At 59.8% G+C, this 26,945-nt stretch carries 15 protein-coding genes and 1 pseudogene; 7 read left to right on the plus strand and 9 right to left on the minus strand.

Going from position 1 to position 26,945, the window contains the following annotated elements; all coding sequences use genetic code 11:
* Positions 1 to 37 precede the first annotated feature (37 nt).
* The 4 genes and pseudogenes from mscK to AB4N44_RS19670 form a co-directional block, all read right to left on the minus strand.
* Positions 38 to 3,391 (minus strand): mechanosensitive channel MscK, encoded by a 3,354-nt coding sequence (gene mscK, locus AB4N44_RS19655; protein WP_127925555.1) that lies wholly within the window; start codon positions 3,389 to 3,391, stop codon positions 38 to 40.
* Between the two features lie 34 nt (positions 3,392 to 3,425).
* The gene (locus tag AB4N44_RS19660) at positions 3,426 to 5,168 is read right to left on the minus strand and encodes a potassium/proton antiporter (protein WP_137218538.1); all 1,743 of its coding nucleotides are present in this window, start codon (positions 5,166 to 5,168) and stop codon (positions 3,426 to 3,428) included.
* A gap of 442 nt (positions 5,169 to 5,610) precedes the next feature.
* Positions 5,611 to 6,483, minus strand: a complete 873-nt coding sequence (locus AB4N44_RS19665) for a methyl-accepting chemotaxis protein (protein ID WP_371042268.1) — start codon at positions 6,481 to 6,483, stop codon at positions 5,611 to 5,613.
* A 30-nt stretch (positions 6,484 to 6,513) separates the two neighbouring features.
* Positions 6,514 to 7,266: pseudogene (locus AB4N44_RS19670) on the minus strand (MCP four helix bundle domain-containing protein); the annotation flags it as partial.
* Positions 7,267 to 7,514: 248 nt separating this feature from the next.
* On the opposite strand from AB4N44_RS19670, the gene AB4N44_RS19675 reads away from it, so the two are divergent.
* From AB4N44_RS19675 to AB4N44_RS19685, 3 genes are all read left to right on the plus strand, one after another.
* Complete coding sequence (locus tag AB4N44_RS19675; RefSeq protein ID WP_007909525.1) at positions 7,515 to 7,745, plus strand: hypothetical protein; 231 nt, start codon at positions 7,515 to 7,517, stop codon at positions 7,743 to 7,745.
* Positions 7,742 to 8,044, plus strand: a complete 303-nt coding sequence (locus AB4N44_RS19680) for a cell division protein ZapA (RefSeq protein WP_064117128.1) — start codon at positions 7,742 to 7,744, stop codon at positions 8,042 to 8,044. Before AB4N44_RS19675 ends, AB4N44_RS19680 begins: the two co-directional genes overlap by 4 nt.
* Positions 8,045 to 8,143: 99 nt before the next feature.
* Complete coding sequence (locus AB4N44_RS19685; RefSeq protein ID WP_150775543.1) at positions 8,144 to 10,081, plus strand: methyl-accepting chemotaxis protein; 1,938 nt, start codon at positions 8,144 to 8,146, stop codon at positions 10,079 to 10,081.
* A gap of 216 nt (positions 10,082 to 10,297) precedes the next feature.
* Here the strand turns inward: AB4N44_RS19685 and AB4N44_RS19690 are convergent, their stop codons facing one another.
* Entirely contained in the window at positions 10,298 to 12,100 is a 1,803-nt protein-coding gene (locus tag AB4N44_RS19690; RefSeq protein WP_160037968.1) for an acyl-CoA dehydrogenase, read from the minus strand.
* 245 nt (positions 12,101 to 12,345) lie between these two features.
* The gene (gene putA, locus AB4N44_RS19695; protein WP_160037970.1) at positions 12,346 to 16,299 is read right to left on the minus strand and encodes a trifunctional transcriptional regulator/proline dehydrogenase/L-glutamate gamma-semialdehyde dehydrogenase; all 3,954 of its coding nucleotides are present in this window, start codon (positions 16,297 to 16,299) and stop codon (positions 12,346 to 12,348) included.
* A gap of 457 nt (positions 16,300 to 16,756) precedes the next feature.
* Here putA and putP point away from each other — a divergent pair, with 457 nt between their 5' ends.
* From putP to AB4N44_RS19710, 3 genes are all read left to right on the plus strand, one after another.
* A complete protein-coding gene (putP, locus tag AB4N44_RS19700) occupies positions 16,757 to 18,241 on the plus strand; it encodes a sodium/proline symporter PutP (protein WP_160037972.1) in 1,485 nt (494 codons plus the stop codon).
* A gap of 354 nt (positions 18,242 to 18,595) precedes the next feature.
* On the plus strand, positions 18,596 to 20,611 hold the full coding sequence (locus AB4N44_RS19705) for a type VI secretion system Vgr family protein (protein WP_455807480.1): 2,016 nt from the start codon (positions 18,596 to 18,598) through the stop codon (positions 20,609 to 20,611).
* Positions 20,601 to 21,314: a DUF4123 domain-containing protein gene (locus tag AB4N44_RS19710; RefSeq protein ID WP_455807481.1), complete on the plus strand. Its 714-nt coding sequence runs from the start codon at positions 20,601 to 20,603 to the stop codon at positions 21,312 to 21,314. Before AB4N44_RS19705 ends, AB4N44_RS19710 begins: the two co-directional genes overlap by 11 nt.
* A 93-nt stretch (positions 21,315 to 21,407) precedes the next feature.
* Here the strand turns inward: AB4N44_RS19710 and AB4N44_RS19715 are convergent, their stop codons facing one another.
* The gene (locus AB4N44_RS19715) at positions 21,408 to 21,863 is read right to left on the minus strand and encodes a hypothetical protein (protein ID WP_137219307.1); all 456 of its coding nucleotides are present in this window, start codon (positions 21,861 to 21,863) and stop codon (positions 21,408 to 21,410) included.
* 330 nt (positions 21,864 to 22,193) lie between these two features.
* Here AB4N44_RS19715 and AB4N44_RS19720 point away from each other — a divergent pair, with 330 nt between their 5' ends.
* Positions 22,194 to 23,033 carry a 23S rRNA (adenine(2030)-N(6))-methyltransferase RlmJ gene (locus AB4N44_RS19720; protein WP_007915674.1) on the plus strand — a complete coding sequence of 280 codons (840 nt, stop codon included), beginning with the start codon at positions 22,194 to 22,196 and terminating at the stop codon, positions 23,031 to 23,033.
* A gap of 127 nt (positions 23,034 to 23,160) precedes the next feature.
* Here AB4N44_RS19720 and msrA read toward each other — a convergent pair whose 3' ends face one another.
* Together msrA and AB4N44_RS19730 are read right to left on the minus strand one after the other, a co-directional pair.
* On the minus strand, positions 23,161 to 23,826 hold the full coding sequence (gene msrA / locus AB4N44_RS19725) for a peptide-methionine (S)-S-oxide reductase MsrA (RefSeq protein ID WP_127925565.1): 666 nt from the start codon (positions 23,824 to 23,826) through the stop codon (positions 23,161 to 23,163).
* A 206-nt stretch (positions 23,827 to 24,032) separates the two neighbouring features.
* Positions 24,033 to 26,729, minus strand: a complete 2,697-nt coding sequence (locus AB4N44_RS19730) for a putative bifunctional diguanylate cyclase/phosphodiesterase (protein ID WP_460107902.1) — start codon at positions 26,727 to 26,729, stop codon at positions 24,033 to 24,035.
* Between the last annotated feature and the right edge of the window lie 216 nt (positions 26,730 to 26,945).

Genomic DNA, 26,945 nt, shown 5'->3' on the forward strand with positions numbered 1-26,945 from the left:
AGCAGAATGTCCGAGCATTCTGCTGGGATTAGACCGGTTAGTCGAGTTTGGCCGGCGGCGGCTCTTGCAGCGGTTTCTGATCGTCGGCGATCGGCACGATGGTTTTGGTTTCCGGCTCGATCGGCACCATCTTGTATTCCTGACCGTGAAGGTTCTTCAGGTAGACCTCCATCTGGCGGAACGAGATGTTGATGTGCTGCTTCTTGAACTCGCGGTTGATGAAGCGGTTGACCTCATCGAGCACCGGGTTACGGTCACCGAGGTCGCGCACGTGCATGCGCAACTCGTGGTCGAGGGTGCTTTCGCCGAAGTTGAGGAAGTACACGTGCGGCTCGGGTTCCTTGAGCACGCGCGGGTTCTCGCGGGCAGCCTTGAGCAGCAGTTCCTTGACCAGATCCAGATCGGAGCCGTAATCGACGCCGAGTTTCAGCGTGACGCGGGTGATGGTGTCGGTCAGCGACCAATTGATCAGTTGCCCGGTGATGAACGTCTTGTTCGGGACAATGATGTCCTTGCGGTCGAAGTCGGTGATGGTCGTGGCGCGGATGCGGATCTTGCTCACCGTGCCCGACAGGTTGCCGATGGTGATGGTGTCACCGATCCGTACCGGGCGTTCGAAGAGGATCATGATGCCGGAGATGAAGTTGGCGAAGATCTCCTGCATGCCGAAACCGAGGCCGACCGACAGCGCCGCCACCAGCCATTGCAACTTGTCCCAACTCACGCCGAGGGTCGACAGGGTCGAGACGAAGCCGACGCCAGCGATCACGTACGACAACAACGTGGTGGTCGCGTAGGCACTGCCCTGAGCCAGATTGAGCTTGGACAGCACAAACACTTCGAGCAAGCCGGGCAAGTTGCGCGCGAGGGCGAAGGTGATGCCGATGATGATCAGCGCACCAAGCATGTCGCCGATGCTGATCGGCACCATGCTCATGTTGGCGCCGGTGCCGCTGGTGTATTCGTAGAGGGTGATGTTGTCGAGGTACGAGAACACCGAAATCAGGTCCGACCAGACCCAGTACAGCGCGGCGATGAAGCCGCCGAGCAGGGCCAGGCGGATCAGGCGCAGGGACTGTTCGTTGACCTTTTCGATGTCCAGCGTCGGCTCTTCGATCACCGCTTCGCCATCGCCGGCTTCTTTTGCTGCCTGACGTTTGGCCAAGGCACGCTGATAGGCCAGACGCCGTGCGGCAACGCTCAGACCACGGACGAACGTGGCTTCGATCACCAGCCAGAACATCAGCAGGTACAGGGTATTGATCAGTCGGTCGCTGAGTTTCAGCGCGGTGTAGTAGTAGCCGAAGCACACCGCCACGAATAACGCGATCGGCAGCAGGGTGAACATCACGCCGACGGCTTTGCGGAACAGCGAAGTGTTCTCGTGGGCCGGGCTGCTGATCAGCAAACGGCTGAGCAGCCATGCCATCAGGGCGTAGCAGGTCAACACCACCGGCATGCCGAGCACATCATCGGCCAGGGCCGCCGGTTGCAGTTCGGCGACGGCAACAATGGTCACCAGCGCCATGACCACCAGACCCAGTCGACGAATCCAGCCTTGCAGGAATTCGACCTGAGGCTTTTCCCAACGGAAGTGCAGTTCCGCCACGCCGCCCGGCGCCAGAATCCGGTAAGCGGTGTAGAACACCAGCCACGCCTGACCCATTTGCAGCAAAGCCGCGCCCATGTTGGCGTTCTGCCCGCGAGCGTCGATCTGCAACGCCAGACCACACAAGGCCAAGCCCAACGCGACCGGCATCGCCAACAGGATATTGATCAGAATCGCCTGCGGCGTGTGCCACTGGCTGTCACGTTTGAAGTGACCGATGTCTTGGTGAACCTTGTTCAGCCGCGCGTACAGATTCTTGCGCCGCCACAGCAGTGCACCGATCAGCAGCGCCAGCGGCAGGAACAGCAACGGACGCTGGGTCAGGCCGTCGGTCAGTTCGCTCAGACTCGAGGCCCACGGCAGGGTGTCGACCTGGCGTTTCAGGCGCTCCGGCACCGCGCGCATCCATTCCAGATCCAGCGGCTTGTTGCTCGGAATCCAGAACATCTGCTCATCGAGCGTCGCACGCAGACCTTGCGCGGTGCTCAGCAGCTGTTTCTGGTTGAGTTGCAGGGTGATCGACTCGTTGAGCATGGCGCTCAGTTCGCGGTTCAACCGTTCCAGCAGATCGGCGCGGGTGTTGGCCAGATCCAGCAGGTTTTTGCGCAATTGCGGGGTGACCTGCTCCGGCGGCTGCGTGGATAGCAGGTTGTCGACATAGGCGGCCGGATTACTCAGCTGCTCACGCTGCTGGCTGACGTCGAATTGCCACAAGCGAATGTCGGCGATCTGATCCGCCAGGTCGCGGTCGACCTTGAGACGTGGCAGGGCTTGTTTCTGTTTATAGAGAATCTTCGACAGCAGCAGGCTGCCCTTGAGCACGCTGATCTGCTCGTCCAGCGCTGAATCGCTTTGGGTCAGGCTGTCGAGCTGTTGTTTGGTCTGCAGGTTCTGCTGGGTGACCTCGTTGAGGCGGTCAGTGCTTTTCAGCAGGTAGTCGGAGAGCTTGAGGTTGGCCGTGCTTTCGATGGCCAGCAGACTGCTGCTACCGGCCTTCTGCGCTTCGATCGACTGCTGGGTAACGGTTTCCTGCGACTGCGCCAGACGCTTCTGGTTGATCAGGGTTTGCAGTTCCTGAATCTCGCGGTCGAGGCGATCGGACTTCTCCGAGAGCAAGTCATGCTGGGCATTGCCCAAGTCCTGCAATTGGCTGTTGCCGGCCAGCTCCTGACGGCGCAACGGGATCAGCGCATTCAGCGCCGCCAATTCGGCGTTCAACTGATCGCGCTGCTCGGCGGTGACGGTTTTGCCCGCGTCCTTGCCGGACTTGAGGGTGTTGTTGATCTGCTGGATGCGCGTCTGGCTGGCGGAAATCTCTGCCTGAGCACGTTCGGGGCGAGTCTGCGCGGTGATGATCAGACTGTTGGCTTCGGCCAGCGCTTTTTGCAGATCACTTTGCTGGGTCGAGCGATCGGTGAGGATCTGCTCCAGCTGTTGGATCGACTCTTTGGGAAAACGCTGTGCCACCGGCACCACGGCCGTAGCCTTGAGGCGCGTCAGTTCACGGGTGCTTTCAATCGTCTGCTTGGGCGCGGTCGCCAATTGCTGCTTGAGATCGATCAGCTTTTGCTCGTAATCACGCTGATTGTTCAGCTGATTGAGCGTGTTCTGCAGGACGGTCTGCAGGGTCTTCTTATCGGCATCCGGCAGTTTGCTGTCGGCGAGCTTGTCGAGGCTGGCCTGCACGGCGTCGCTGGACGGTGGTTCGGCGGCATATAGCGGGCCGACAGTAAGACTCAGGCCCAGCAGGGCCGCGGCGAAAAAGGAGCGCAGGGTAGGCATAGAGACCGGTCAAGCAAGTGAGAGTGGACGCAGTTTAGAGGAAGAGCCCGGGGCCCGGGCGACTTCCTTCGGGGAATCTGACGCCCACTTTGCCGATCTTGTTCCCGTCCATGACCGCAACCGTCCAGTGGGTGTTGTTCCACTCCACCTGGTCACCGACGATGGGCGCACCGCCGACTTTCTGAGCAATGAAGGCGCCCAGGGTCATGTCCGGATCAATACCGTCGGCGGGTAGGCCATAGAGCGCTGCAACCGCTTTAAGCTGGGCGTCTCCTTCAAGCACGAAATCACCGAAGAAGCGCAGATCGAGGCCGCGTTGCGGTGCCTGGCTGAACAGTTTTCCGAGGGCGCCGAGGTTGTGTTCATGGCCGATAACACACAGCAAATCATCGACTTCCAGCACCGTACTACCCGACGGATGGAGCAGTTGCTGGCCACGAAACAGTGCCGCGATACGTGTGCCTTCGGGCATTTTCAGTTCACGCAGGGGCGAACCGATGCACCACTTCTCCGCGCCGAGCTTGTAAACGAACAGCTCCCACTCGCTGGTGACGTGGACTTCCAGTGCCGCCCGGGAAATCGGCGCGGGCTCTGGCGGCACCGTTACTTTCAGCAGTTTGGCGACCCACGGCAGGCTCGTGCCCTGCACCAGCAGCGACACCAGCACGATAAAGAACGCGAGGTTGAAGTACAGCTGCGCATTCGGCAGCCCGGCCATCAGCGGGAACACCGCAAGAATGATCGGTACCGCACCGCGCAGGCCAACCCAGGAAATAAAAGCTTTTTCGCGCCCGTGGAACGCCTTGAACGGCAGCAGGCCGACCATCACCGACAGTGGCCGCGCGAACAGAATCATCCACAGCGCCAGACCGAGAGCGGGCAGGGCGATTGGTAGCAAATCATGCGGCGTGACCAGCAATCCCAGCACGAGGAACATGCCGATCTGCGCCAGCCACGCCATGCCGTCGAGCATGTGCAGAATGCCGTGACGGCTGCGTACCGGACGGTTGCCGATGACCAGCCCGCACAGATAAACGGCGAGGAAGCCGCTGCCATGCAGGGCGTTGGTCAGGGCGAATACCACCAGACCGCCGGCAATCACCAGAATCGGATACAGGCCGGCTGCCAGATTGATCCGGTTGACCAGTTGCAACATCAGCCAGCCGCCGCCGAGACCGATCACGCCGCCGATGCCGAACTCGCGGATCAAGTGGGTCAGGAGACTCCAGTGCAGGCCGGTCTGGCCGCTGGCGAGCATGTCGATCAGGGTCACGGTGAGAAACACCGCCATCGGGTCGTTGCTGCCGGATTCGATTTCCAGGCTGGCGGTGACCCGTTCGTTCAGGCCTTTGCCGCCGAGCAGCGAGAACACCGCCGCGGCGTCGGTCGAGCCAACGATGGCACCGATCAACAAGCCTTGAATCAGATTGAGGTCGAACAGCCAGGCGGCGGCCATGCCGGTCAGCCCGGTGGTGATCAACACCCCGACCGTGGCCAACGATAGCGCTGGCCATAGCGCCACGCGGAAACTGGATACCCGTGTGCGCAAGCCACCGTCGAGGAGAATCACTGCGAGTGCGAGGTTGCCGACCAGATAGGCCGTCGGGTAGTTATCGAAAATAATGCCGCCGCCATCGACCCCGGCGGCCATGCCGACAGCGAGGATGATGACCAGAATCGGGATGCCGAGACGGGAAGAAAGAGAACTGACGAGAATGCTTGCGCCTACCAGCAACGCGCCGATCAAGAACAGGCTGTTGATGGTCGTCGCATTCAAAGGCAGTACTCCAGAAGCGTAAAGACGGGCACAAACTGACCATGCAGTCTGCGTGCCAGCGATTCTAACCTGTTGAAATGTGATGCTGTCAAAAAGCTTTTTCAGCGGAGCATCAGGTTTTGTGTTCGGCGGGCGATTGCTGCCCTCACCCTAACCCTCTCCCGGGGGGAGAGGGGACTGACTGAGGTGTTTGTGCGAGATACGCCGACCTGAAAGTCCGGAGTCGAACTCAGACTTTGAAAAGCATGAAAATCTGCCCCCTTCCCCCCTCTCCCGGGGTGAGAGGGAACTGATCGAGGTGTTTGTGCAAGGTACATCGACCTGAAAAGCCTGAGTCGAACTCAGGTTTTGAAAAACACGAAGATCTGCTCCCTTCCCCCTCGCCCCCTTGGGGGCGGTCCGACGTTTCGGGAGGGTTGGGGTGAGGGGGTAGCCTTTGATCTTAGAGGCTGAACCGCCCAACCATGTTGTTCAGGTCCAGCGCCAGACGCGACAGCTCATTGCTCGCCGCACTGGTCTGATTCGCGCCAGTCGCCGATTGCACCGACAGATCACGGATGTTCACCAGATTGCGATCCACTTCCCGCGCCACCTGCGCCTGTTCTTCGGCGGCGCTGGCGATCACCAGGTTGCGCTCGTTGATCTCGACGATGGCGGTGTTGATGGTGTCCAGCGACATACCCGCACCACGGGCGATGTTCAGGGTCGACTCGGCACGTTCGGTGCTGTTGCGCATCGAATCCACGGCGTGTTCGGTACCGCTCTGAATGCTGCCGATCATCCGCTCGATTTCGCTGGTCGACTGCTGCGTGCGGTGCGCCAGTGCTCGTACTTCATCCGCCACCACAGCAAAACCGCGACCGGCTTCACCGGCACGGGCCGCTTCAATCGCCGCGTTCAGTGCCAGCAGGTTGGTTTGATCGGCCAGACCTCGAATCACATCCAGCACCTTGCCGATGTCACGGGATTCATTGGCCAGATCGCCGATCAGGCTGGCCGTGCTCTGTACATCGGCGCTCATGCGTTCGATGGCGCTGACGGTTTCCTGGACCAGATCACGACCATCGCCGGCCGAGGTGGTGGCGTTTTTCGAGGCTTCCGAAGTGCTCACGGCGTTGCGTGCGACTTCTTCCACAGCGCTGGTCATCTCGTTGACTGCCGTGGCCGCCTGTTCGATTTCGTTGTTCTGCTGAGTCAGGCCGCGCGCGCTTTCGTCGGTGACGCTGTTCAGTTCTTCAGCCGCCGAAGCCAACTGAGTGGCCGAACCGGAAATGCGCTGCAGGGTGTCACGCAGCTTCGATTGCATCTTCGCCATGGCTGCGAGCAGGCGACCGGCCTCGTCTTCACCGTCAACTTGGATCGGCTGGGTCAGATTGCCTTCGGCGATGGTTTCCGCAGCGTCCAGTGCTTTGGAAATGGGCTTGGTGATGCTCACGGTCAGCAGCCAGGCGAACAGCAGGGTCAAGCCGCTGGCGATCACCAGCAAGGTGACCACCAGATCGAACGACATCGAATACTGATCTTTGGCGCCTTGATCGGTGTCGGCGATTTGCTGGGTGTTTATCTCCAGCAAGCGCGCGAGGGCGGTGTTTACCGCTTCAGAGTTGTTCAGCAGATCGCTGTTGAGCATTTGCCGCAACTCGTCGACCTGATTGTTGCGCGACAGGGTTTTCATGCGTTCTTCGAGCTGACGGTACTGCGCCAGCAGTTGCACGTACTGATCGTACGCCGTACGTTCGTCTGGGCTGGAAATCAGCGGCTCATAGGCACGCTGCGCCTCGGTGATCTGGCGGTTACGCATATCGAACAACTCGATGGTTTTTTGCTGCACATCGGGTTCGCGGTTGATCAGCAACCGGTACGACAGCACCCGCAGGCGCAGGGTCAGTTGGGTGAACTCGTCGAGGGCCTTGATGGAAGGCACACTGGCCGTGGCGATATCTTCGCCTGCTGCGCGGATTTTGCTCATCTGATTCAGCGCGAACACGCCGAGAATCAGCATCAGGCCGCCGATCAGGGCGAAACCGGTAAACGCCCGTGGGGCGATATTCATATTGCGGAGGGACATGGGCGGATACCAAGAGAGGGCCGCTTCCATGCGGGCTGAGACTGCTGTATGGATGACTTATCGGTCATACGACTAAAGTCTTGAGGCACTGTGCGTATTTGTCGCAGAAGGGCTTGGGCGACGAAGTGCAGGAACCAGATCGGCAGATCACAGTCTTTAAAACTCGCAGGAACGGTCCGCCACCAGGAAAATCAAGGCCTTGCGCCGGTTTAACCCTGGCATCCGTGGTGACTTTTCTTTATCGTACGCGCCCTTTGAAAAACGCTTGGAAGATCAAAATGTTGGAAGCATCCCTCAGCCAATTGGAACAGCTCGTCAGCGACCTGGTGCAACAGAACCAGACCCTCGCGCAAACCAACCAGACCCTGTCCACGGAACTGGCCCAGGCCAAGGATGAAAACGAAAGCCTGCAACTGAACCTGATGGAACAGGAAGAAAAGCACGGCGCCACCGCCGCCCGCATTCAGGCCCTGGTTGATCGCGTCAACGCAGGTCCTGTCAGCGCATGAACCACCACACAGCAGGGGTAAAGGTCGTCTCCATTCTCGGGGAGGACTATTCGATCAAGGCACCGGCCGGGGAAGAACAGACCCTGCTGGACGCGGCCATGATGCTCAAGGCAGCGCTGGACGACACCAAGCGCAAATACCCGACATTGATCGGTGACCGCTTGCTGGTGCTGGCGGCGATGAATCTGTGCTCGCAGCAGATCGAAATGAAGAAGCAACACAAAGAAGAACTCGACCGTTATCAAGAGCAAGTCAGCGCCACGGTCGACACCATCGCCAAGACCATCAACCAGGGTTGATGGAGCTGCGCACAACCAAAGAATAGATTGTCGACCGGGTTGTATACAATCGGCACGGCTGTTGCATTGTTTCGGCCACTTATTCTTTGGGGGTGCTCCATGCAGTTGTGGCGACGCAGTATTCAATGGCAGCTGATTCTCAGCATGGGCACCGCCCTGCTGGTCAGTATCCTGATCGTGGTTGGCATTTATACCCTGGTGGTCAACCGCCTCGCCCAGAGCTATCTGGTCGAACAAGCCCTGCCGTCGAGCATCGAAGCGACGCGCAACGATATCGAACGGATCCTCGTGCAACCGCTGACAGCGGCCAAAGATATCGCCAGTAATACGATGGTCCGCGACTGGCTCGCCTCGGGCGAAGACAGCAGCAAAACGGCTGGCTTCGCGCAGTATCTGGAAGGCATCCGCGCCGAACATAAAGCCTTCACCGCTTTGATAATCGGCACCGAATCCAATCATTACATCACCGAAAAAGGCCTGGACCGCACCCTCAGTCGCACCAAACCGGCCGACGCGTGGTTCTATTCCTTCCTCGACAGCAATCAGCCGCGCACTCTGAATATCGACAATGACGGGGCGACCGGAGAACTGGCGCTGTTCATCGATCTGAAGGTCGAGCAGGCCGGCAAAGTGGTCGGTGTGGCCGGGCTCGGACTGAGCATGAAAGAGCTGTCGGAACTGATTCACAACTTCAGCTTTGGTGAGCGTGGCAAGGTCTATCTCGTGCGTTCCGACGGTTTGATTCAAGTGCACCCGGAGGCGCAGTTCAGCGGTAAACGCACCTTGAGCGAGCAGATTGGCGCCAATGCGGCGCAGTCCGTCATGGGCCAGAAAACGGCGATCAGCAGCAGCTTCCAGAGGGATGGCGAAGACTTCCTCGCCTTCAGCCTGCCATTGCGCGATTTGGGCTGGACTCTGGTGGCCGAAGTGCCGCAGTCGCAGATCTACGCCGAAGCCCGTAAAGCGATGTGGATGAGCGGCGGCATTGGTCTGGCCGTGGCACTGGTGTGCCTCGCGTTGGTGGTGTGGCTGGCGCAAGGTCTGGTGCGGCCGATTCGCCAGGTAACAGCTGCGTTGGTAGCAATCGGTAGCGGTGGGGGAGATTTGACCCACCGGTTAGATTCCAGTCGCGCCGATGAGTTGGGCGACCTCGCGCGCGGCTTCAATCGTTTCCTCGACAGCCAGCGCGGGATGATCGCTGAAGTGCTGACCACCAGCGAGCGTCTGCGTACGGCTGTGGGGCAAGTGGCGAAAGTGGTGGAAAACACTGCCGAGCGTTCCGGCCGTCAGCAGGAAATGACCGACATGGTTGCCACCGCCGTTCACGAAATGGGCCTGACCGTGCAGGAAATTGCGCAGAACGCCGGCAACGCGGCACTGGCCTCGCAAACCGCGCGGGATGAAGCGATGCAGGCGCGGGAAGTGGTTGGCGGTTCGATCAAGCATATTGAAAGCATGTCGGATGAGATTGGCGTAGCGGCGGGCGCGGTCGGCGAGCTGGCGCATCAAGTGGCGTCGATTGATTCGGTGCTGGCGGTGATTCGCGGGGTGTCCGAGCAGACCAACCTGTTGGCGCTCAATGCCGCCATCGAAGCAGCTCGAGCCGGGGATATGGGGCGCGGCTTTGCGGTTGTTGCTGATGAAGTGCGCACCTTGGCGCGACGCACTCAAGCGTCTACTGACGAGATTCAACAGATGATCGGCAGCCTCAAACAAGGGGCGGAAAACGCCGTGTCGTCTATGCGCACCGGTCAAGCCGCAACCGGCACCGGGGTTGAGTCGAGCCAGCGCACCGGGGCATCACTGACGGCGATTACCGGGCAGGTAGAGCGCATCAGTGACATGAACCATCAGGTGGCGACGGCGACGGAAGAGCAGTCGGCGGTGACGGAAGAGATCAACCGTAATGTGCAGGGGATTTCCGATCTGGCGCGGGCGACGGCGGGGGAGGTTAGGGCGTGTCGTGAGGATTGTCAGATGTTGCAGAGGCTGGCGGATGATCTGGCGCGGCAGATGGGTGGGTTCAAGTTGACTTGAGTGTTGAGCCAGAAAAGCCCCTCACCCTAGCCCTCCCGAAACGTCGGACCGCCCGTAGGGAGAGGGGACTGACCTTGGGATGCTTGAGTAATACGCCGACCTGGGAGTGCAGTACCGAATCCATAATCGACGCGGTTTTTCCGGTCGATGTATAGCGTCAGACACCTCGGTCGGCCCCCTCTCCCTCGGGGAGAGGGCTGGGGTGAGGGTCGGCTTTCAGAACCAGGCATCCTGCATCGCCAGGCACGTATCGTCCCGCGCCTCCAGCAACGCCAGTTCATGGTGGCACCCCGGCACTTCCCACGTCAGGAAATACCGCGCCGCCTGCAGCTTGCCCTTATAGAAGTCAGCATCCACCAAATTGCCCTTGGCCAACCCTTCCTCGGCACGAATCGCCTGCTCCAGCCAGCGCCAGCCAATCACTGTGTGCCCGAACACCTTCAGGTACAGCGCTGAGTTCGCCAGGCTGCTGTTGATCTTGCCCTGTGCCAGATCGGTCAACAAACCGATGGTCACCGTTTGCAGGCGCGCCACCAGTTTCTCCAGTGGCTCCCGCAGTGCGGTCAGCGAATCGTACGCCGTAGCGCGTTCAGCAGTGGTGGCGATCAACCGAATCAACTGCTTCAGCCCGGCACCACTGTTCTGCGCCAGTTTGCGCCCGAGCAAGTCCAGCGACTGAATGCCATGGGTGCCTTCATGAATCGGGTTCAAGCGGTTATCGCGGTAGTACTGTTCAACCGGGTATTCGCGGGTGTAGCCGTGACCGCCAAGAATCTGGATCGCCAGTTCGTTGGCCTTGAGGCAGAACTCCGATGGCCAGGATTTGACGATCGGGGTCAGCAAATCCAATAGCTCATGCGCCTGTTTGCGCTCGGCTTCGGACTCAAGCGTGGTGGTGTCATCGAACAACCGCGCGGCATACAAGCCAAGGTCAAACGCCCCTTCAACATAGGATTTCTGCGTCAGCAGCATGCGTCGTACATCCGCGTGCTGAATGATCGCCACTGGCGCCGTGGTTGGATCCTTGCTGTCCGGCACCCGCCCTTGTGGACGCTCGCGAGCATACTCCAGCGAATACAGATAACCGGCATAACCGAGCATCACTGCACCCATGCCAACGCCGATCCGCGCTTCGTTCATCATCTGGAACATGTAGCTCAAACCGCGATGCGGCTCGCCCACCAGATAGCCGACGCACTCACCGTTATCGCCGAAGTTCAGCGCTGTGGAGGTGGTACCGCGCCAGCCCATCTTGTGGAACAGCCCGGCCAGCAGCACGTCATTGCGCTGGCCGAGGCTGCCGTCATCGTTGACCAGAAACTTTGGCACGATAAACAGCGAGATACCTTTAACGCCCGCAGGCGCGTCCGGCAGTTTGGCCAGGACCATGTGCACGATGTTTTCCGAGAGCGGGTGATCGCCGCCGGAAATGAAAATCTTGTTGCCCTTCAGGCGATAAGTGCCGTCGGACACCGGCTCGGCGCGCGTACGAATATCCGACAGTGACGAACCGGCGTGCGGCTCGGTCAGGGCCATGGTGCCGAAGAAGCGCCCGTCGATCATGGGCTGCAGGAAGCGCTGTTTTTGCTCGTCGGTGCCGAAGCTCTCGATCAGGTTCGCCGCGCCCATGGTCAGGAACGGGTAGGACGTCGAAGCGGCGTTGGCTGACTGGAAATGTGCGAAACAGGCTTGCGACAGCAGTGTAGGAAGTTGCATGCCGCCGGCGTCGAAACTTCTCGCGGCGTTGAGAAAACCGGCCTCGAGGAAGGCATCCACCGCCGGTTTCACTTCCGGAATCAGAATCGCCTTGCCGTCTTCATAGCGCGGTTCGTTCTCGTCGCCCTTGCGGTTGTGCGGTGCAAAGTACTTCTCGGCGATGTTGCGCGCGGTGCCGATGGCGGCGTCGAAGGTCTCGCGGTTGTGCTCGGCAAAGCGCTCACGCCGGGTCAGGCCCTCGGCATCGAGGACTTCATACAGCTCGAAAGCCAGATTGCGGGAACTGAGCAGCGTCTCGGACATGGCGGCCTACCTGAAATTGGGGTTGGGCCGAGTCTAAGGCGGGGGAATAGAGGCTGGATAGGATGATTGATGAGAGTGATGCAGAGGTGAGGGCGACACTAATCAAATGTAGGAGTGAGCCTGCTCGCGATAGCGGTCTGTCAGACACATTTATTCTAACTGACAGACCGCTATCGCGAGCAGGCTCACTCCTACAGGGGTTTACATTCCAGGCGACCATTGCGGTCGCCTGGATTTACAGCGGTTTAGCCGATTGTCATCAAGCTGGCATTACCACCCGCCGCCGCCGTGTTAACACTCAACGCCCGCTCAATCACCAGACGCTCCAGGGCAATATTGGTCTCGCCCTGGGACAAGCCCTGAACCCCAACAATCGCGCCGGCACGCTTGGCAATCTGCTGGCAGACGCCGCGCAACTGGTCGGAATGGCCGTGATGCAGAACCGCATCGAATACCACCTCATCCTTGTTCCAGTCAGCAACCAGCTTGATCCGCGCCTGAATGTCCTTCGGCAGGCGTGCGAACAAGGCCTTGCTGATGTCGGACTCTGGCCATACCGCCGAACCGCCTACGGCCAATACCGCGGCCAGTTGCGTCAGCAGATCACCTTCAACCTCGGCCAGGCACAGCACGTGCTCGCGCGGCAGGATCGCGTAGCTGTTTTTCTCGCCGGTCGGGCCGGCCAGCGTACGGGTAATGCCGCTCTGCGATTGCGCAGCGTACTGCACGCACAGCGTGCTCAGGTCGGCGTACTTGTTGCTTTCAGCCCAGGCTTTCAGCGCGTTCAACGGTTTGCTCATGGCATCGCGCAGGCGAACGTCCGGGGCGACAACAGCATCACCGCGAGCGAAGGATTGTTCGATGGCGTCGGTAGGCCGCGTCGACAGCAAGCGGTACAGGTACAGCGGGCCACCGGCTTTCGGGCCAGTACCCGACAGACCTTCGCCGCCGAATGGCTGCACGCCGACCACGGCACCGACGATGTTGCGGTTAACGTAGACGTTACCGGCGTTGACGTTGTCGATCACCTTGGCGATGGTCTCGTCGATCCGGGTGTGCACGCCCAGCGTCAGGCCGTAGCCGGAAGCGTTGATCTGGCCGATCAGTTGATCGATCTCTTTGCGCTTGTAGCGCACCACGTGCAGCACCGGACCGAAGATCTCGCGTTGCAGCTCGTCAAAGCTTTCCAGTTCGATCAGGGTCGGCATGACGAAGGTGCCGCGTTTGACTTCTTCAGTGTCGGCAATCGCCACTTGGTACACGTTGCGACCTTTGTCGCGCATGCCCTGGATGTGCTTGTCGATGCCAGCCTTGGCTTCGGCGTCGATCACCGGGCCGATGTCCACGGACAGGCGCTCAGGGTTGCCGAGACGGCTTTCAGCCATGGCACCTTTGAGCATTTCGATGACGCGATCGGCGGAATCTTCCTGCAGGCACAGTACGCGCAGCGCCGAGCAACGCTGACCAGCGCTGTCGAAGGCCGAGGAAACGACGTCGATCACCACTTGCTCGGTCAGAGCCGACGAATCGACGATCATCGCGTTCTGGCCACCGGTTTCGGCGATCAGCGGAATCGGACGGCCCTGGTTGTCGAGACGGCCGGCGATGTTGCGTTGCAGCAGACGCGCGACCTCAGTGGAACCGGTGAACATCACGCCCTTGACGCGCTCGTCACCCACCAGACCGGCACCAACGGTTTCACCGCGACCCGGCAGCAATTGCAGCACGCCTTCCGGAATCCCGGCTTCGAGCAGCAAGCGCACGGCTTGAGCGGCAACCAGCGGAGTCTGCTCGGCCGGTTTGGCCAGTACCGGGTTACCGGCAGCCAATGCGGCAGCCACTTGGCCGCTGAAGATTGCCAGCGGGAAGTTCCACGGGCTGATGCATACGACTGGGCCCAATGGGCGGTGGGCGTCGTTGCTGAAATCATTGCGAGCCTGCACTGCGTAATAACGCAGGAAGTCGACGGCTTCGCGGACTTCGGCGATGGCGTTGGCGTAGGTCTTGCCGGCTTCACGAGCGAGCAGGCCCATCAGCGGCTGGATCTCGCCTTCCATCAAATCAGCGGCACGTTCCAGAATCGCTGCACGTTCGGCGGGCGGGGTGGCCTGCCAGATCGGCGCAGCGTTCAGCGCGCATTGAATGGCGTTGTCGACGTCTTCAACCGTGGCTTCTTGAACGTGACCCACCACATCGCGGTGATCCGCCGGGTTCAGCACCGCTGCCGGGGTTTCAGTGCTGGACGCGCAACCGAGCATCGGCGCCGCTTTCCAGTCGGTGTGGGCAGTGGCGAGCAAAGCGCAGGACAGCGAAGCCAGGCGATGTTCGTTGGCCATGTCGATGCCGCTGGAGTTGGCGCGTTCGGCACCGTACAGATCACGCGGCAGCGGGATGCGCGGGTGCGGCAGGCCGAATCCACCTTCCACGGTCGCCATCTGCTCGATCTGCGCCACCGGATCGGCCACCAGCTCCTGAATCGAGATCGACTGGTCGGCGATGCGGTTGACGAATGAAGTGTTCGCGCCGTTTTCCAGCAAGCGACGTACGAGGTACGCCAGCAGCGTCTCGTGGGTACCGACCGGCGCGTACACGCGGCACGGACGGTTCAGCTTGCCTTCGGAAACTTTGCCTACAACCTGCTCGTAGAGCGGTTCGCCCATGCCGTGCAGACACTGGAATTCGTACTGGCCCGGGTAATAGTTCTGACCGGCAATGTGGTAAATCGCCGACAGGGTGTGGGCGTTGTGCGTGGCGAACTGCGGATAGATGACTTCCGGCACCGACAGCAGTTTGCGTGCGCAAGCGATGTAGGAAACGTCGGTGTACACCTTGCGGGTATAGACCGGATAGCCTTCCAGGCCTTCGACCTGGGCGCGCTTGATTTCGCTGTCCCAGTAGGCGCCCTTCACCAGACGGATCATCAGGCGATGACGGCTGCGGCGAGCCAGATCGATCACGTAGTCGATCACGTACGGGCAACGCTTCTGGTAAGCCTGGATGACGAAACCGATGCCGTTCCAGCCGGTCAGCTGCGGCTCGAAGCACAGGCGCTCAAGCAGATCCAGCGACAGTTCGAGACGGTCGGCTTCTTCGGCGTCGATGTTCAGACCGATGTCGTATTGCTTGGCCAGCAGGGTCAGCGACAGCAGGCGCGGGTACAGCTCGTCCATCACACGCTCGTACTGCGCACGGCTGTAACGCGGGTGCAGTGCCGACAACTTGATGGAAATGCCCGGGCCTTCATAAATCCCACGGCCGTGGGACGCTTTGCCGATCGAGTGAATGGCTTGTTCGTACGACGCCAGGTACTTCTGCGCATCGTGTTCGGTCAGTGCCGCTTCACCGAGCATGTCGTAGGAATAACGGAAGCCCTTGGCTTCGAACTTGCTCGCGTTGGCCAAGGCTTCGGCGATGGTTTCGCCGGTGACGAACTGTTCGCCCATCAGGCGCATGGCCATGTCGACGCCCTTGCGGATCATCGGCTCGCCGCTCTTGCCGATGATGCGGCTCAGCGAAGAGGTCAGGCCAGCTTCGTTGTGCGTCGAGACCAGTTTGCCGGTCAGCAGCAGCCCCCAAGTGGCCGCGTTGACGAACAGCGAAGGGCTGTTGCCCAAGTGCGGATGCCAGTTGCCAGTGCTGATCTTGTCGCGGATCAGTGCATCGCGAGTGCCTTTGTCCGGGATGCGCAGCAGCGCTTCGGCGAGGCACATCAGCGCCACGCCTTCCTGGGACGACAGGGAAAATTCCTGCAGCAGACCCTGAACAATGCCTGCACGACCGCCGGCACTTTTCTGGTTACGCAGTTTTTCCGCAATGGAGGCGGCGAGTTTGTTGGTGGCTTCAGCCATGGCGACCGGCAGGCGAGCCTGCTCGATCAGCATCGGTACCACTTCCGGCTCAGGGCGACGGTAAGCGGCGGTGATCGAAGCGCGCAGTACGGACTGCGGCAGGATGCTTTCAGCAAATTCGAGGAAGCATTGGTGGGCGTGATCGGTGTGGACTTCGCCCGCCTCATCGGCGTCCTTGGCGGTCAGACCATTCAGCTCGGTCAGGGTTGCACCACCCTCGAGTTTTTCCAGGTAATTGAAAATTGCCTGCTTGATCAGCCAGTGCGGTGTGCGATCAATCGAGGTCGCGGCCGCCTTCAGGCGCTCGCGGGTCGGGTCATCGAGTTTGACCCCAAGGGTGGTGGTAGCCATATTTTTATCCTCATGGTTGCCACAGTTGCGTGGCATCAGCTGGCGGCAAGATTAGCCGTGCGCCGAAAGAGGTGCAACCGGGTGCAACCCTTTTTTTGTCGGAAAAATAAACGCTTCGTCAGGAATTATTTTCTGGTACGGAAGTGCCGCACTTGCTTGGTGCTTTTGCTTCTAGCAATGCGCTTTGACTGCGCTAAAAGGGAGCAAAAACTGCCTGTTTCTCGGAATATCCGACTAGGTGCAACTAATTCGCGCGAAACTGGTTGCACCTTTTTTGGTTTGTTGCATAGCATTCGCGCCCTAGGTGCAACCGGGATAACCCGGTGCATCGGCTGGTGGCTTTCCTGGGGAAACATCAGTCCTAAATGCGCGGGATCGCGAATCGTCTGCCAAACGTCATCGTTTGCGCGCTGTTCATCACCGCTGCTACATAAAAACAAAGCCAGGGCGTAACTTAATGAGCGTAAGCAATCCAACACTGATCACGTTCGTGATCTACATCGCAGCAATGGTGCTGATCGGCTTCATGGCCTATCGCTCCACCAATAACCTTTCCGACTATATTCTCGGTGGTCGCAGCCTCGGCAGCGTCGTCACCGCGCTGTCTGCCGGTGCTTCCGACATGAGCGGCTGGTTGTTGATGGGCCTGCCGGGCGCCATCTACATGTCCGGTCTGTCCGAAAGCTGGATCGCCATCGGCCTGATCGTCGGTGCCTACCTGAACTGGCTGTTCGTTGCCGGCCGTCTGCGTGTGCAGACCGAACACAACGGCGACGCCCTGACCCTGCCGGACTACTTCTCCAGCCGTTTCGAAGACAAAAGCGGCCTGCTGCGCATCATTTCGGCGATCGTGATCCTGGTGTTCTTCACCATTTATTGCGCTTCCGGCATCGTAGCTGGCGCCCGTCTGTTCGAAAGTACCTTCGGCATGTCTTACGAGACAGCGTTGTGGGCCGGTGCTGCGGCGACGATTGCCTACACCTTCGTTGGCGGTTTCCTCGCGGTGAGCTGGACTGACACCGTACAAGCCACGCTGATGATTTTCGCGCTGATCCTTACGCCGATCATCGTCCTGCTGGCCACCGGCGGCGTCGACACCACGTTCCTGGCCATCGAAGCCAATGATCCAAGCAACTTCGACATGCTCAAAGGCACCACTTTCATCGGCATCATCTCGCTGATGGGTTGGGGTCTGGGCTACTTCGGTCAGCCGCACATCCTCGCGCGTTTCATGGCGGCGGATTCGGTGAAGTCGATTGCCAACGCCCGTCGCATCTCCATGACCTGGATGATCCTGTGCCTGGGCGGCACCGTGGCCGTGGGTTTCTTCGGTATTGCTTACTTCTCGGCACACCCTGAAGTTGCCGGCCCAGTCACCGAGAACCATGAACGTGTGTTCATCGAACTGGCCAAGATCCTCTTCAATCCATGGATTGCCGGTGTGCTGCTGTCGGCGATTCTCGCCGCTGTAATGAGCACCCTGAGCTGCCAGTTGCTGGTGTGCTCCAGCGCCCTGACCGAAGACTTCTACAAAACCTTCCTGCGTAAATCCGCCTCTCAGGTTGAACTGGTCTGGGTCGGCCGCGCCATGGTGCTGTTGGTTGCGCTGATCGCGATCGCGATGGCAGCCAACCCGGAAAACCGCGTACTGGGTCTGGTGTCCTACGCCTGGGCCGGTTTCGGTGCTGCGTTCGGTCCGGTTGTGCTGATCTCGGTGATCTGGAAAGAAATGACCCGCGACGGCGCACTGGCCGGTATTCTGGTCGGCGCGATCACCGTGGTGGTCTGGAAGCATTTCGAACTGCTGGGTCTGTACGAAATCATCCCGGGCTTCATCTTCGCCAGCCTGGCCATCTACATCGTCAGCAAGATGGGCGAGCCGACCAGAGGCATGGTGCAGCGCTTCGAAGCGGCGGAAAAAGATTTCCACCTGAACAAGTAATTGTTCTGAGCTGAAGCTCACCGGAAAACGGCCCGTTTCCTACAGGAGGCGGGCCGTTTTTTTGTGCCTCCGATTTCTCTGATTCACCGTGCTCCCCTGTAGGAGTGAGCCTGCTCGCGATAGTGGTGTGTCAGTCGACATCAATGCTGAATGTCAGACCGCTATCGCGAGCAGGCTCACTCCTACAGGGGGGCGGTGGTGGTTTTGGAGGATTTGTCTGTAGTTGAAGGCGCCGATTTTTGCAGGGTTTTTCGTCAATGAAGGTAGGGCAAATCTGATTTTTCCGTCACCCACTCATCACCCCTTGCCCCTCATGCAGAATCGCCCGCCCTTCATTTTGCAGAGAGACATCGGATGTTCGCGCCTGCCAATCAACCGCGTTTCACGTTGACCCTCGAAGGCGCCCAGCATGACCTCAAGGTCCTTGAGTTCACGGGCAAGGAAGCCATCAGCCAACCGTTCCGCTTCGAGCTGGAACTGGTCAGCGAGCGGCCGGATCTGGACCTTGAAAGCCTGCTGCACTGTCAGGCGTTTCTGCGCCTGGATGCGCAGGGTTCCGGTATCCATGGTCAGATTTATCAGGTCGGGCAGGGCGATTCCGGGAAACGTCTGACGCGCTATCATGTCAGTCTCGTTCCGCGTCTGACGTACCTCGGGCAGCGGATCAATCAGCGGATCTTCCAGCATCTGACGGTTCCGCAGATTGTCGCGCAAGTCCTCAAGGATCATTCGATCTTGCGTGATGCCTTCGAATTTCGCCTCGGCAGCGAATACCCGGTGCGCGAGTATTGCGTGCAATACGCCGAGAGTGATCTGGCCTTCATTCAGCGGTTGTGTGCAGAGGTCGGCATTCACTACCACTTCCAGCACAGTCCCGAAGGCCATCTATTGGTGTTCGGCGACGACCAGACGGTGTTTCCACGTCTGGCTGAGTCGACGCTATATCTGCCGGGCAGCGGCATGGCGGGCGGAGCGCGGGCGATTCAGCGTTTCAACGTGCGGGTGGAAACCCGCACCAGCGTGGTGACCCGGCGCGATTACAATTTCATCAAGCCGCGACTGCAGTTGGAAAGTCGTGTCGACGCTGAGCAGCGCCCGGTGCTGGAGGACTATCACTTCCCTGGCCAATTCAACGATCGTGAAACCGGCAAGCATCACGCTCAGCGGGCACTTGAGCGACATGTCGCCGACTACCGTCAGGCCGAAGGCATCAGCGACGAATCCGCATTGGTTTGCGGACATTTCCTGCAACTGACTGAGCATCCGCGCCATGACTGGAATGACCTGTGGCTGCTGACTGCCGTTGAACACCATGGCCGCCAGCCGCAAGTGCTGGAGGAATCGGTGACCAGCGATGGGGAAGGCTTCCAGGGTTACCGTAATACCTTTCTCGCCACGCCGTGGGACGTGTTCTTTCGCCCGTCGCTGGGGACGGAAAAGCCACGGATGCCCGGTTACCAACCGGCTGTTGTGACCGGGCCGAAAGACACTGAAATCCACTGCGACGAGCACGGCCGGGTCAAGGTGCAGCTCGCATGGGATCGCGACGGAGAATTGAACGAGCATTCCAGTTGCTGGCTGCGCGTTGCCACTAATTGGGCCCACGACCGTTACGGCAGCGTTCTGATTCCGCGAGTCGGCATGGAAGTGCTGGTCGGCTTCATCGATGCCGACGCTGACAAACCCTTGGTCGTGGGCTGCCTGCCCAACGCCGCGACACCGATCCCGCTGGATCTGCCAGCGGACAAGACCCGCAGCATTTTCCGCACTCAGAGCAGCCCCGGCGGTGGCGGCTACAACGAACTGCGCATCGAGGATCGCAAAGGCTCCGAGGAAATCTACCTGCGCGCCCAGCGCAACTGGACGCAGCATGTGTTGAATGATCAACAGGTGCAGGTCGACAACCAGCGCAGCATCGTCGTCACCGGCACCGCCCGCCATGAGTTAAAGGCTGATGAGCAGCGCATCACCCACGGACAGCGGCAGACCGAAGTGAAGCAGGACGACCATCTGAGCGTGATCGGCGACCGGCATATTCGCGTGAGCAATCAGGCGATCAGCGCCAGTGGGCAATTCCACGTCAGCGCCGGTCAGCAAGTGGTCATTGATGGCGGGGCGAGTGCGACCATTCAGGCCGGTGGGCAGTGGATCAACATCGGTCCCGGCGGCATTTTCAGCAGCGTGCCGATTGTCGTGGGCGGCGCACCGATGGCGGCGATGAGTGCCGCACCTGTGGCGCCGGGATTGCCGGAGAAACTCACCGCCGCGCCGACAGCCATGCTGACCGCCGCACAAATCATGAGCCTCAAGGGTGATGCGCCATTCTGCGAAGAGTGTGAGCGTTGCAAGGACGGTCTCTGTGCAGCCTGATTTTCTTTTGCCTGCCGAATGGTTGGCGCGGGAACCGTTGAGTGCATCCGAGCAATTGTACGTGGTGTTCAGCAATGCCAGCGAGGCGAAGCCGCTTGAGGCCTGGCCAGAAATGGCGAGTCCGATCTGGGCCGAGACGATCTATGCCGAGTGGGATGCGGTGATGCCTTACGTGGGAATTGTCGCCGCTGACAGTGAGTTTCTGCATTGGGTCGCCACTACCGAGTCGCAGGATTGGGGATGGCTGGCGGTGTCTTCGGCAAGCCTTGAAGAGGTGGTGGCGCACTTTCGCAGTCTCACCCAAGTGCTGATGCCGGGCGGCAAAACGGTGTTTTTCCGTTTCTGGGACGGGCGCTTTCTGTTGCCGATTCTTCAGGCCGATAAGGTGGATGCGGCACAACTGTTTCCGCTGATCGGGCGTTGTTTGATCAATGGTCAGGCGCTGGGAATTGGCGGCAGGGCGCAGGTGTCGGGGCGGGCATTTCCGTGGTGGCAGGTGCCGGCTTCGGTGCTGGCGCAGCAGGGCAATGACGTTCGAACGGCCAATGCGTTGCAGTGGTTGAGCGAGGAACATCCGACACTTTTCGAAGCCTTTTCAGAGGCAGTTTTGCGTTGCAAGGTGAGGCGGTTTTTTCATGTTTCAATGTCGGAAGAATCGTCGAGATCGGCGTTGCTGGCGTTTTTGCTGGCAGAGTCAGAGTGAGTTTTCGGGGCGAAGGTCTCGGACGATTCCTTCAAGTTGCGGCGGTTTTCATGAACGGGTGGGCGGTGGGTTGCAGGGATAGTCTTTTCGTTGTCACTGCGAGAGTGGTGGCAGGGTGAAAGATCTTTTGACTTTGATGGGTGGAATGTACGCATCCTGAGTGTTGATAAAACTGTTGAACGCCTCGGAGTTGTAGACCTTCAGGCAGCCAAAAAACACGACTTTTTCATTCGAGTATTTGCTGTTTGAAGGTGTCTGCTCGTAAGCCGTCAATACGTAGTTTCTGGTTTCTTTATAGGGGTCGTGCAGCACTTGCAGTGTGTCTTCATTTTGCAGGATGGAATGCATGCCTGTGCCCATGAACGAATAGGCATTGGCGGACAGTGCAATGTCTTTTTTAAGCGCGGAGTGTTCGTTGAATGACGCCAGAATGCAGTGGCTCAGGCCATGGTTTTTGAGTGTCTGGCGTGCCTGTTCAATGTGGGTTTCGTCGGCAAGGGCGAGGTATGGGCTAAGCAGGCTGAATAAGCAGATGATCAGATATCGCATGAGCTTTTGACTTCCTGTCGTTCATGGTTAGCCAGTTTAACGCCATAAAAGCAAAGCCCCTCACCCTAGCCCTCTCCCAGAGGGAGAGGGGACTGACCGAGTTGTCTGGGGGATGTACGCCGACCTGCGACTTCAGCGGCGCACTTTGCTTCGCCAGGCTTGAGTTCGCGCTGATCTTTCAGGTCGACATAAGCCGCAAGATCACCACCGTCAGTCCCCTCTCCCTCCGGGAGAGGGTTAGGGTGAGGGCAGGCTTTTGTCCGCTCGGCTGCGAACCCCTGACTTGCCGCGCGGTAAAAGGTAAACTTTGCGCCCTTCGCAGGAGCAGCCATGAATTATCGTCACGCCTTCCATGCCGGCAATCACGCCGATGTGTTCAAACACCTGACCTTGACCCGCCTCATCGCCCTGATGTCGCGCAAGGAGCAGCCGTTTGCCTATCTCGACACACACGCCGGCATCGGTCTGTATGACTTGCAGGGTGATCAGGCCAACCGTACCGGTGAGTACCTGGAAGGTATCGCGCGCTTGTGGGATCAGCCGGATCTGCCGGCGCTGACCGCCGACTACATGAAGGTGCTGCACGAGATGAACCCGGATGGCCAGTTGCGCTATTACCCGGGGTCGCCGGAGCTGGCGCGGCGTCTGACGCGGCCGCAGGATCGGGTGATGCTCAACGAGAAGCACCCGGAAGACGGCGTACTGCTCAAGGACAACATGGCCGGTGATCGTCGGGTCAAGGTTCATCTGGGCGAGGGTTGGCACGTCGCACGGGCGATGTTGCCGGTGCAGGAGAAGCGTGCGGTGATGTTGATTGATCCGCCGTTCGAGCAACTCGACGAGATGCAGCGTTGCGCAGCGTCGTTGAAAGAGGCGATTGGCCGCATGCGTCAAACCGTGGCGGCGATCTGGTATCCGGTGAAGGACCAGCGTGCGTTGCGTCGCTTCTATCAGGATCTGGCCGGTACCGGTGCGCCGAAGTTGCTGCGCGTGGAACTGCTGGTGCACCCGCTGGATACGCCGAATAGCCTGAACGGCTCGGGCATGGCGATTGCCAATCCGCCGTGGGGGCTGGAAGAGGAATTGCGTGAGCTGCTGCCGTGGTTGTCGAAGAAGCTTGGGCAGACCCAGGGCGGGTGGCAGATGGATTGGTTGATTGCCGAGAGCTGATCACTGACTGATCGTTCCCACGCTCCGCGTGGGGACGCAGCCCGGGACGCTCCGCGTCCCAACAGCGGACGCAGAGCGTCCATTGAGGCATTCCCACGCAGAGCGTGGGAACGATCCGTCGACGGGGTCAGTTACCCGCCAGGCTCGGTGGCATGCACACGCCGGTGCCGCCAATCCCGCAGTAACCCTCAGGATTCTTCGCCAGATACTGCTGGTGATACGTCTCGGCGAAGTACACGGTCGGAGCCTGTTCGATCTCGGTGCTGATTTCACCCAGACCTGCTTTCGACAGCTCAGCCTGGTAGGTCGCTTTGCTTTTCAGCGCCGCATCCAGATGCTCAGGCGAGGTCGCGTAGATCACCGAGCGGTACTGCGTGCCGATGTCATTGCCCTGACGCATGCCCTGCGTCGGGTTGTGCAGTTCCCAGAACATCGCCAGCAGCTCTTCGTAGCTGACTTTATCCTTGTCATACACCACCAGCACCACTTCCGCGTGGCCGGTCAGGCCCGAGCAGACTTCTTCGTAAGTCGGGTTCGGCGTGAAACCGCCGGCATAACCGACGACCGTGCTGACCACGCCTTCGCGCTGCCAGAAGCGGCGCTCGGCGCCCCAGAAGCAGCCCAGACCGAAAATCGCAAAGTCGACGTCCTGGAAAAACGGGCCAAGCAGTGGGGTTTCTTCGAAGACGAAGTGCTTTTCAGGCAGGGTCATCGCAGTTTCGCGGCCGGGCAAAGCTTGTTCTTTAGTCGGGAGCACGTTTTTGTTCACCAGAATTTCCGAGCGCAGAACCATGATCGTTCCTCTCAGTCAGGTTGGAGGTAAAAAGTCAGACCGCCAGTGTGCCCAATGATGCCCGACTTCGCACTATCCAAATGTGGGAGCGAGCCTGCTCGCGAAAGCGGTATGTCAGGCAATGTTGATGTCGACTGACTCTCCGTCTTCGCGAGCAGGCTCGCTCCCACAGGGGGAGTGTCTTCTAGAGGAACAGCTTGTGGTGATCAGAGGCAGAGCGGGCCGCGCGGGTAGCGTTTGAGGGCCTGGATCAGTTCGCCACCGGGGATCGGCCGGTCGAACAGGTAACCCTGGCCGACGTCGCAACGATGCCGACGCAGGAACGCCAGTTGTTCGGCAGTCTCGATGCCTTCCGCCACGACCTTGAGTTTCAGGTTGTGGGCCATGGCGATCACTGCTGAGGTGATTTCCATGTCGTCCTGATTGTCGGGGATTTCGTGGATGAAGCTGCGATCGATCTTGATGATGTCGATCGGGAATTTCTTCAGATAGCTCAGCGACGAGTAACCGGTGCCGAAGTCGTCCATGGCCAGCGTCAGCCCGAGGCGCTTGAGCTGGTCGAGCTGCAAGTGCGTGTCTTCGGTGGCTTCCAGCAGCAGGCCTTCGGTCAGCTCCAGTTCAAGCAGATTGGCCGGCAGCGCTTCTTCCTTGAGAATGTTGGCGATGGAGGCGACCAGATCCGGGTCGGAGAACTGTTTCGGCGACAGGTTGATCGCCACCTGCAGATTGCCCATCCCAGCAGCGGTCAGCGCTTTGCTCATGCGGCAGGCCTGACGGGCGATCCACTTGCCGATCGGAATGATCAGGCCGGTTTCTTCGGCGACGCTGATGAACTGGTCCGGGCGGATCATGCCGCGTTCCGGGTGATTCCAGCGCAGCAGCGCTTCCATGCCGAGCAGACGACCGCTGCGCAGGCACAGCTTGGGCTGATAGAACACGTCCAGCTCGTTCTGGGTCAGGGCGCGACGCAGGTTGTTCTCGACGAACAGTTTGTAACTGGCCTCGGCATTCAGCGCTTCGGTGAAGACTTGCACCTGATGTTTGCCGTTGGCCTTGGCCTTGTGCAGCGCCAGACCGGCGTTACGCATCAGGGTTTGCGGGTCGCGACCGTGCAGCGGCGCGCAGGCCAGGCCGACCGAACCGGTAACGCTGATCAACTGGTTGTCGACGAACATCGGTTTATCCAGCGTCGCCAGCAATTGGTTGGCGATCTGCTGGCCGGTCGCCAGATCGGTATCGTCGAGCAGCACCGCAAACTCGTTACTGGCGAAGCGCGCGAGGCTGCCGCTCGGGCTCAGACTATTGCGCAGACGCCGGGCCAAACTGATCAGCAGCTTGTCGCCGGTCTGGTGACCGAGGCTGTCGTTGATCCGTTTGAAGTTGTCGATGTCCACCAGCAACAGGCTGATCGGGGTATCGCTATCGCGGGCGAAGCGTTCGTCCAGATTGCGGATAAACGCCGGGCGATTGCCGAGGTTGGTCAGGTTGTCGGTGTAGGCCAGACGCTCGATGCGCTGCTGCGCCAGTTTGGTCTGGGTGATGTCTTCGTAGATGCCGATGTAATGCGTCAGCTCGCGGTTGTCGCCGTAGACCTTGGAGATCGACAACTGGCCCCAGTACGGTTCGAGGTTCTTGCGGCGGCTCTTGAATTCGCCCTGCCAACTGTTGCTCTTGGCCAGCGCCGAGGGCGCGTCGAACAACAATTCACTGAGGTTTTCCAGCGCCGGCAGCTCGGACAGGCGCTGACCGTGGACTTCCTCGGTGGTGTACTGGGTGATCGCGGTAAAACTTGGATTGACGTACTCGACCACGCCGTCGCAATTGACCAGCAAAAACGCGTTGGCGCTTTGCTCGACCGCACGCTGGAACAGGTGCAGGGCGCTGGTGGCGGTGCGGCGGTTGTGGTTGTTGATGACTTGCGCGAACTGGTCGGCCAGTTCCCCGGCAAAGGCGATTTCGTCGGACTGCCAGGCGCGGGTGACGCCGGTCTGCTCCAGACACAGTACGCCGACGACCTGACCGTCGACGCGGATGCTGGCGTCGAGCATCGCGTTGACGTCGCGCGGGCGCAGGGCCTCGGCCATCTCACGGGTACGCGGGTCACGCATTGCATTGTGCGCATCGATGGCGCGGCTGCCGTGCAGGGCGTCCATGTAGTCGGGAAAGCCGCTGATGTCGATCACGTCCGGGAGAATGTACTCCTGGGTCGCGCGGTGATACGCGGAGATCGGCACCAGATGCTGGCCTTCGAGGTTCCACAGGCTGGCGCAGTCGATCTCATAGATATCGCAGGCGCAGCGGGTGATCAGTTCGGCGGCTTCTTGCAGCGAGTTGTGCGTGCTGTAGCGCTGGCGCGCGAGCAGCAGAATCAGGTCCTGCTGGGCGCGTACGCGTTCCAGGTGCTGCAGTTGTTCCTGCTGGGCGCGCTGGTTGAGTTCCAGAGCGATCTGCAGGCGGGAATTCTGGGTTTCGAGGTCAACGGAGGGCAGTGGCGGCGCTTCGTCGAAGACGTGATCGACCGCCAGCAGATAGCCGCGCAGCAGATGACGGTTGTGTTGTTTGTAAGCTTCGCCCAGTTCCAGAATGTTCAGTGCACCAGCTGCCGTGTGCAGGGTATAACGCACCAGATAATGCGGGCTGGCGGTCAGCTGTTGCTGGATCGCGTCGTGCAGTTGATAACGCGCTTCGGGTTCCATCAGGCTGGCGTAGGGGGAGCCGACCAGCGCGCAAAGCTCGACAGCCGGCTGACCGAACTGGCGTTCACAGTTGGGATCGAGAAACAGCATGGCCCAACTGGCTTCATTCAAGCGCTCGAAACGCAGCATGCCGAGCCGCGAGGGCACAGGCAACTGCGTCACTACCTCGGCCGCCATACGGCTGGCGGCATCGGGTTGGCTCTTCATGAAGGGAACTCGCTTGGAAATATGCTGAACGCGCCGGGCTCGCGCCCTCTTTACTGTTGCCTGCGGCAAGGTTGCATCATTGCGGCACCGACTGACAAGAGAGATGAAGGCCAAGTGCTATAAGAATATGTCGGCTGCACTGAACATTTCTCCAGCGTGCGCTGAAAAGTAATCCAGTTGAATTGAAAGAACGCCGTTCCAGAGCGGTTCGTGCCC

It is taken from the genome of Pseudomonas sp. S3_C06, from assembly GCF_054667675.1.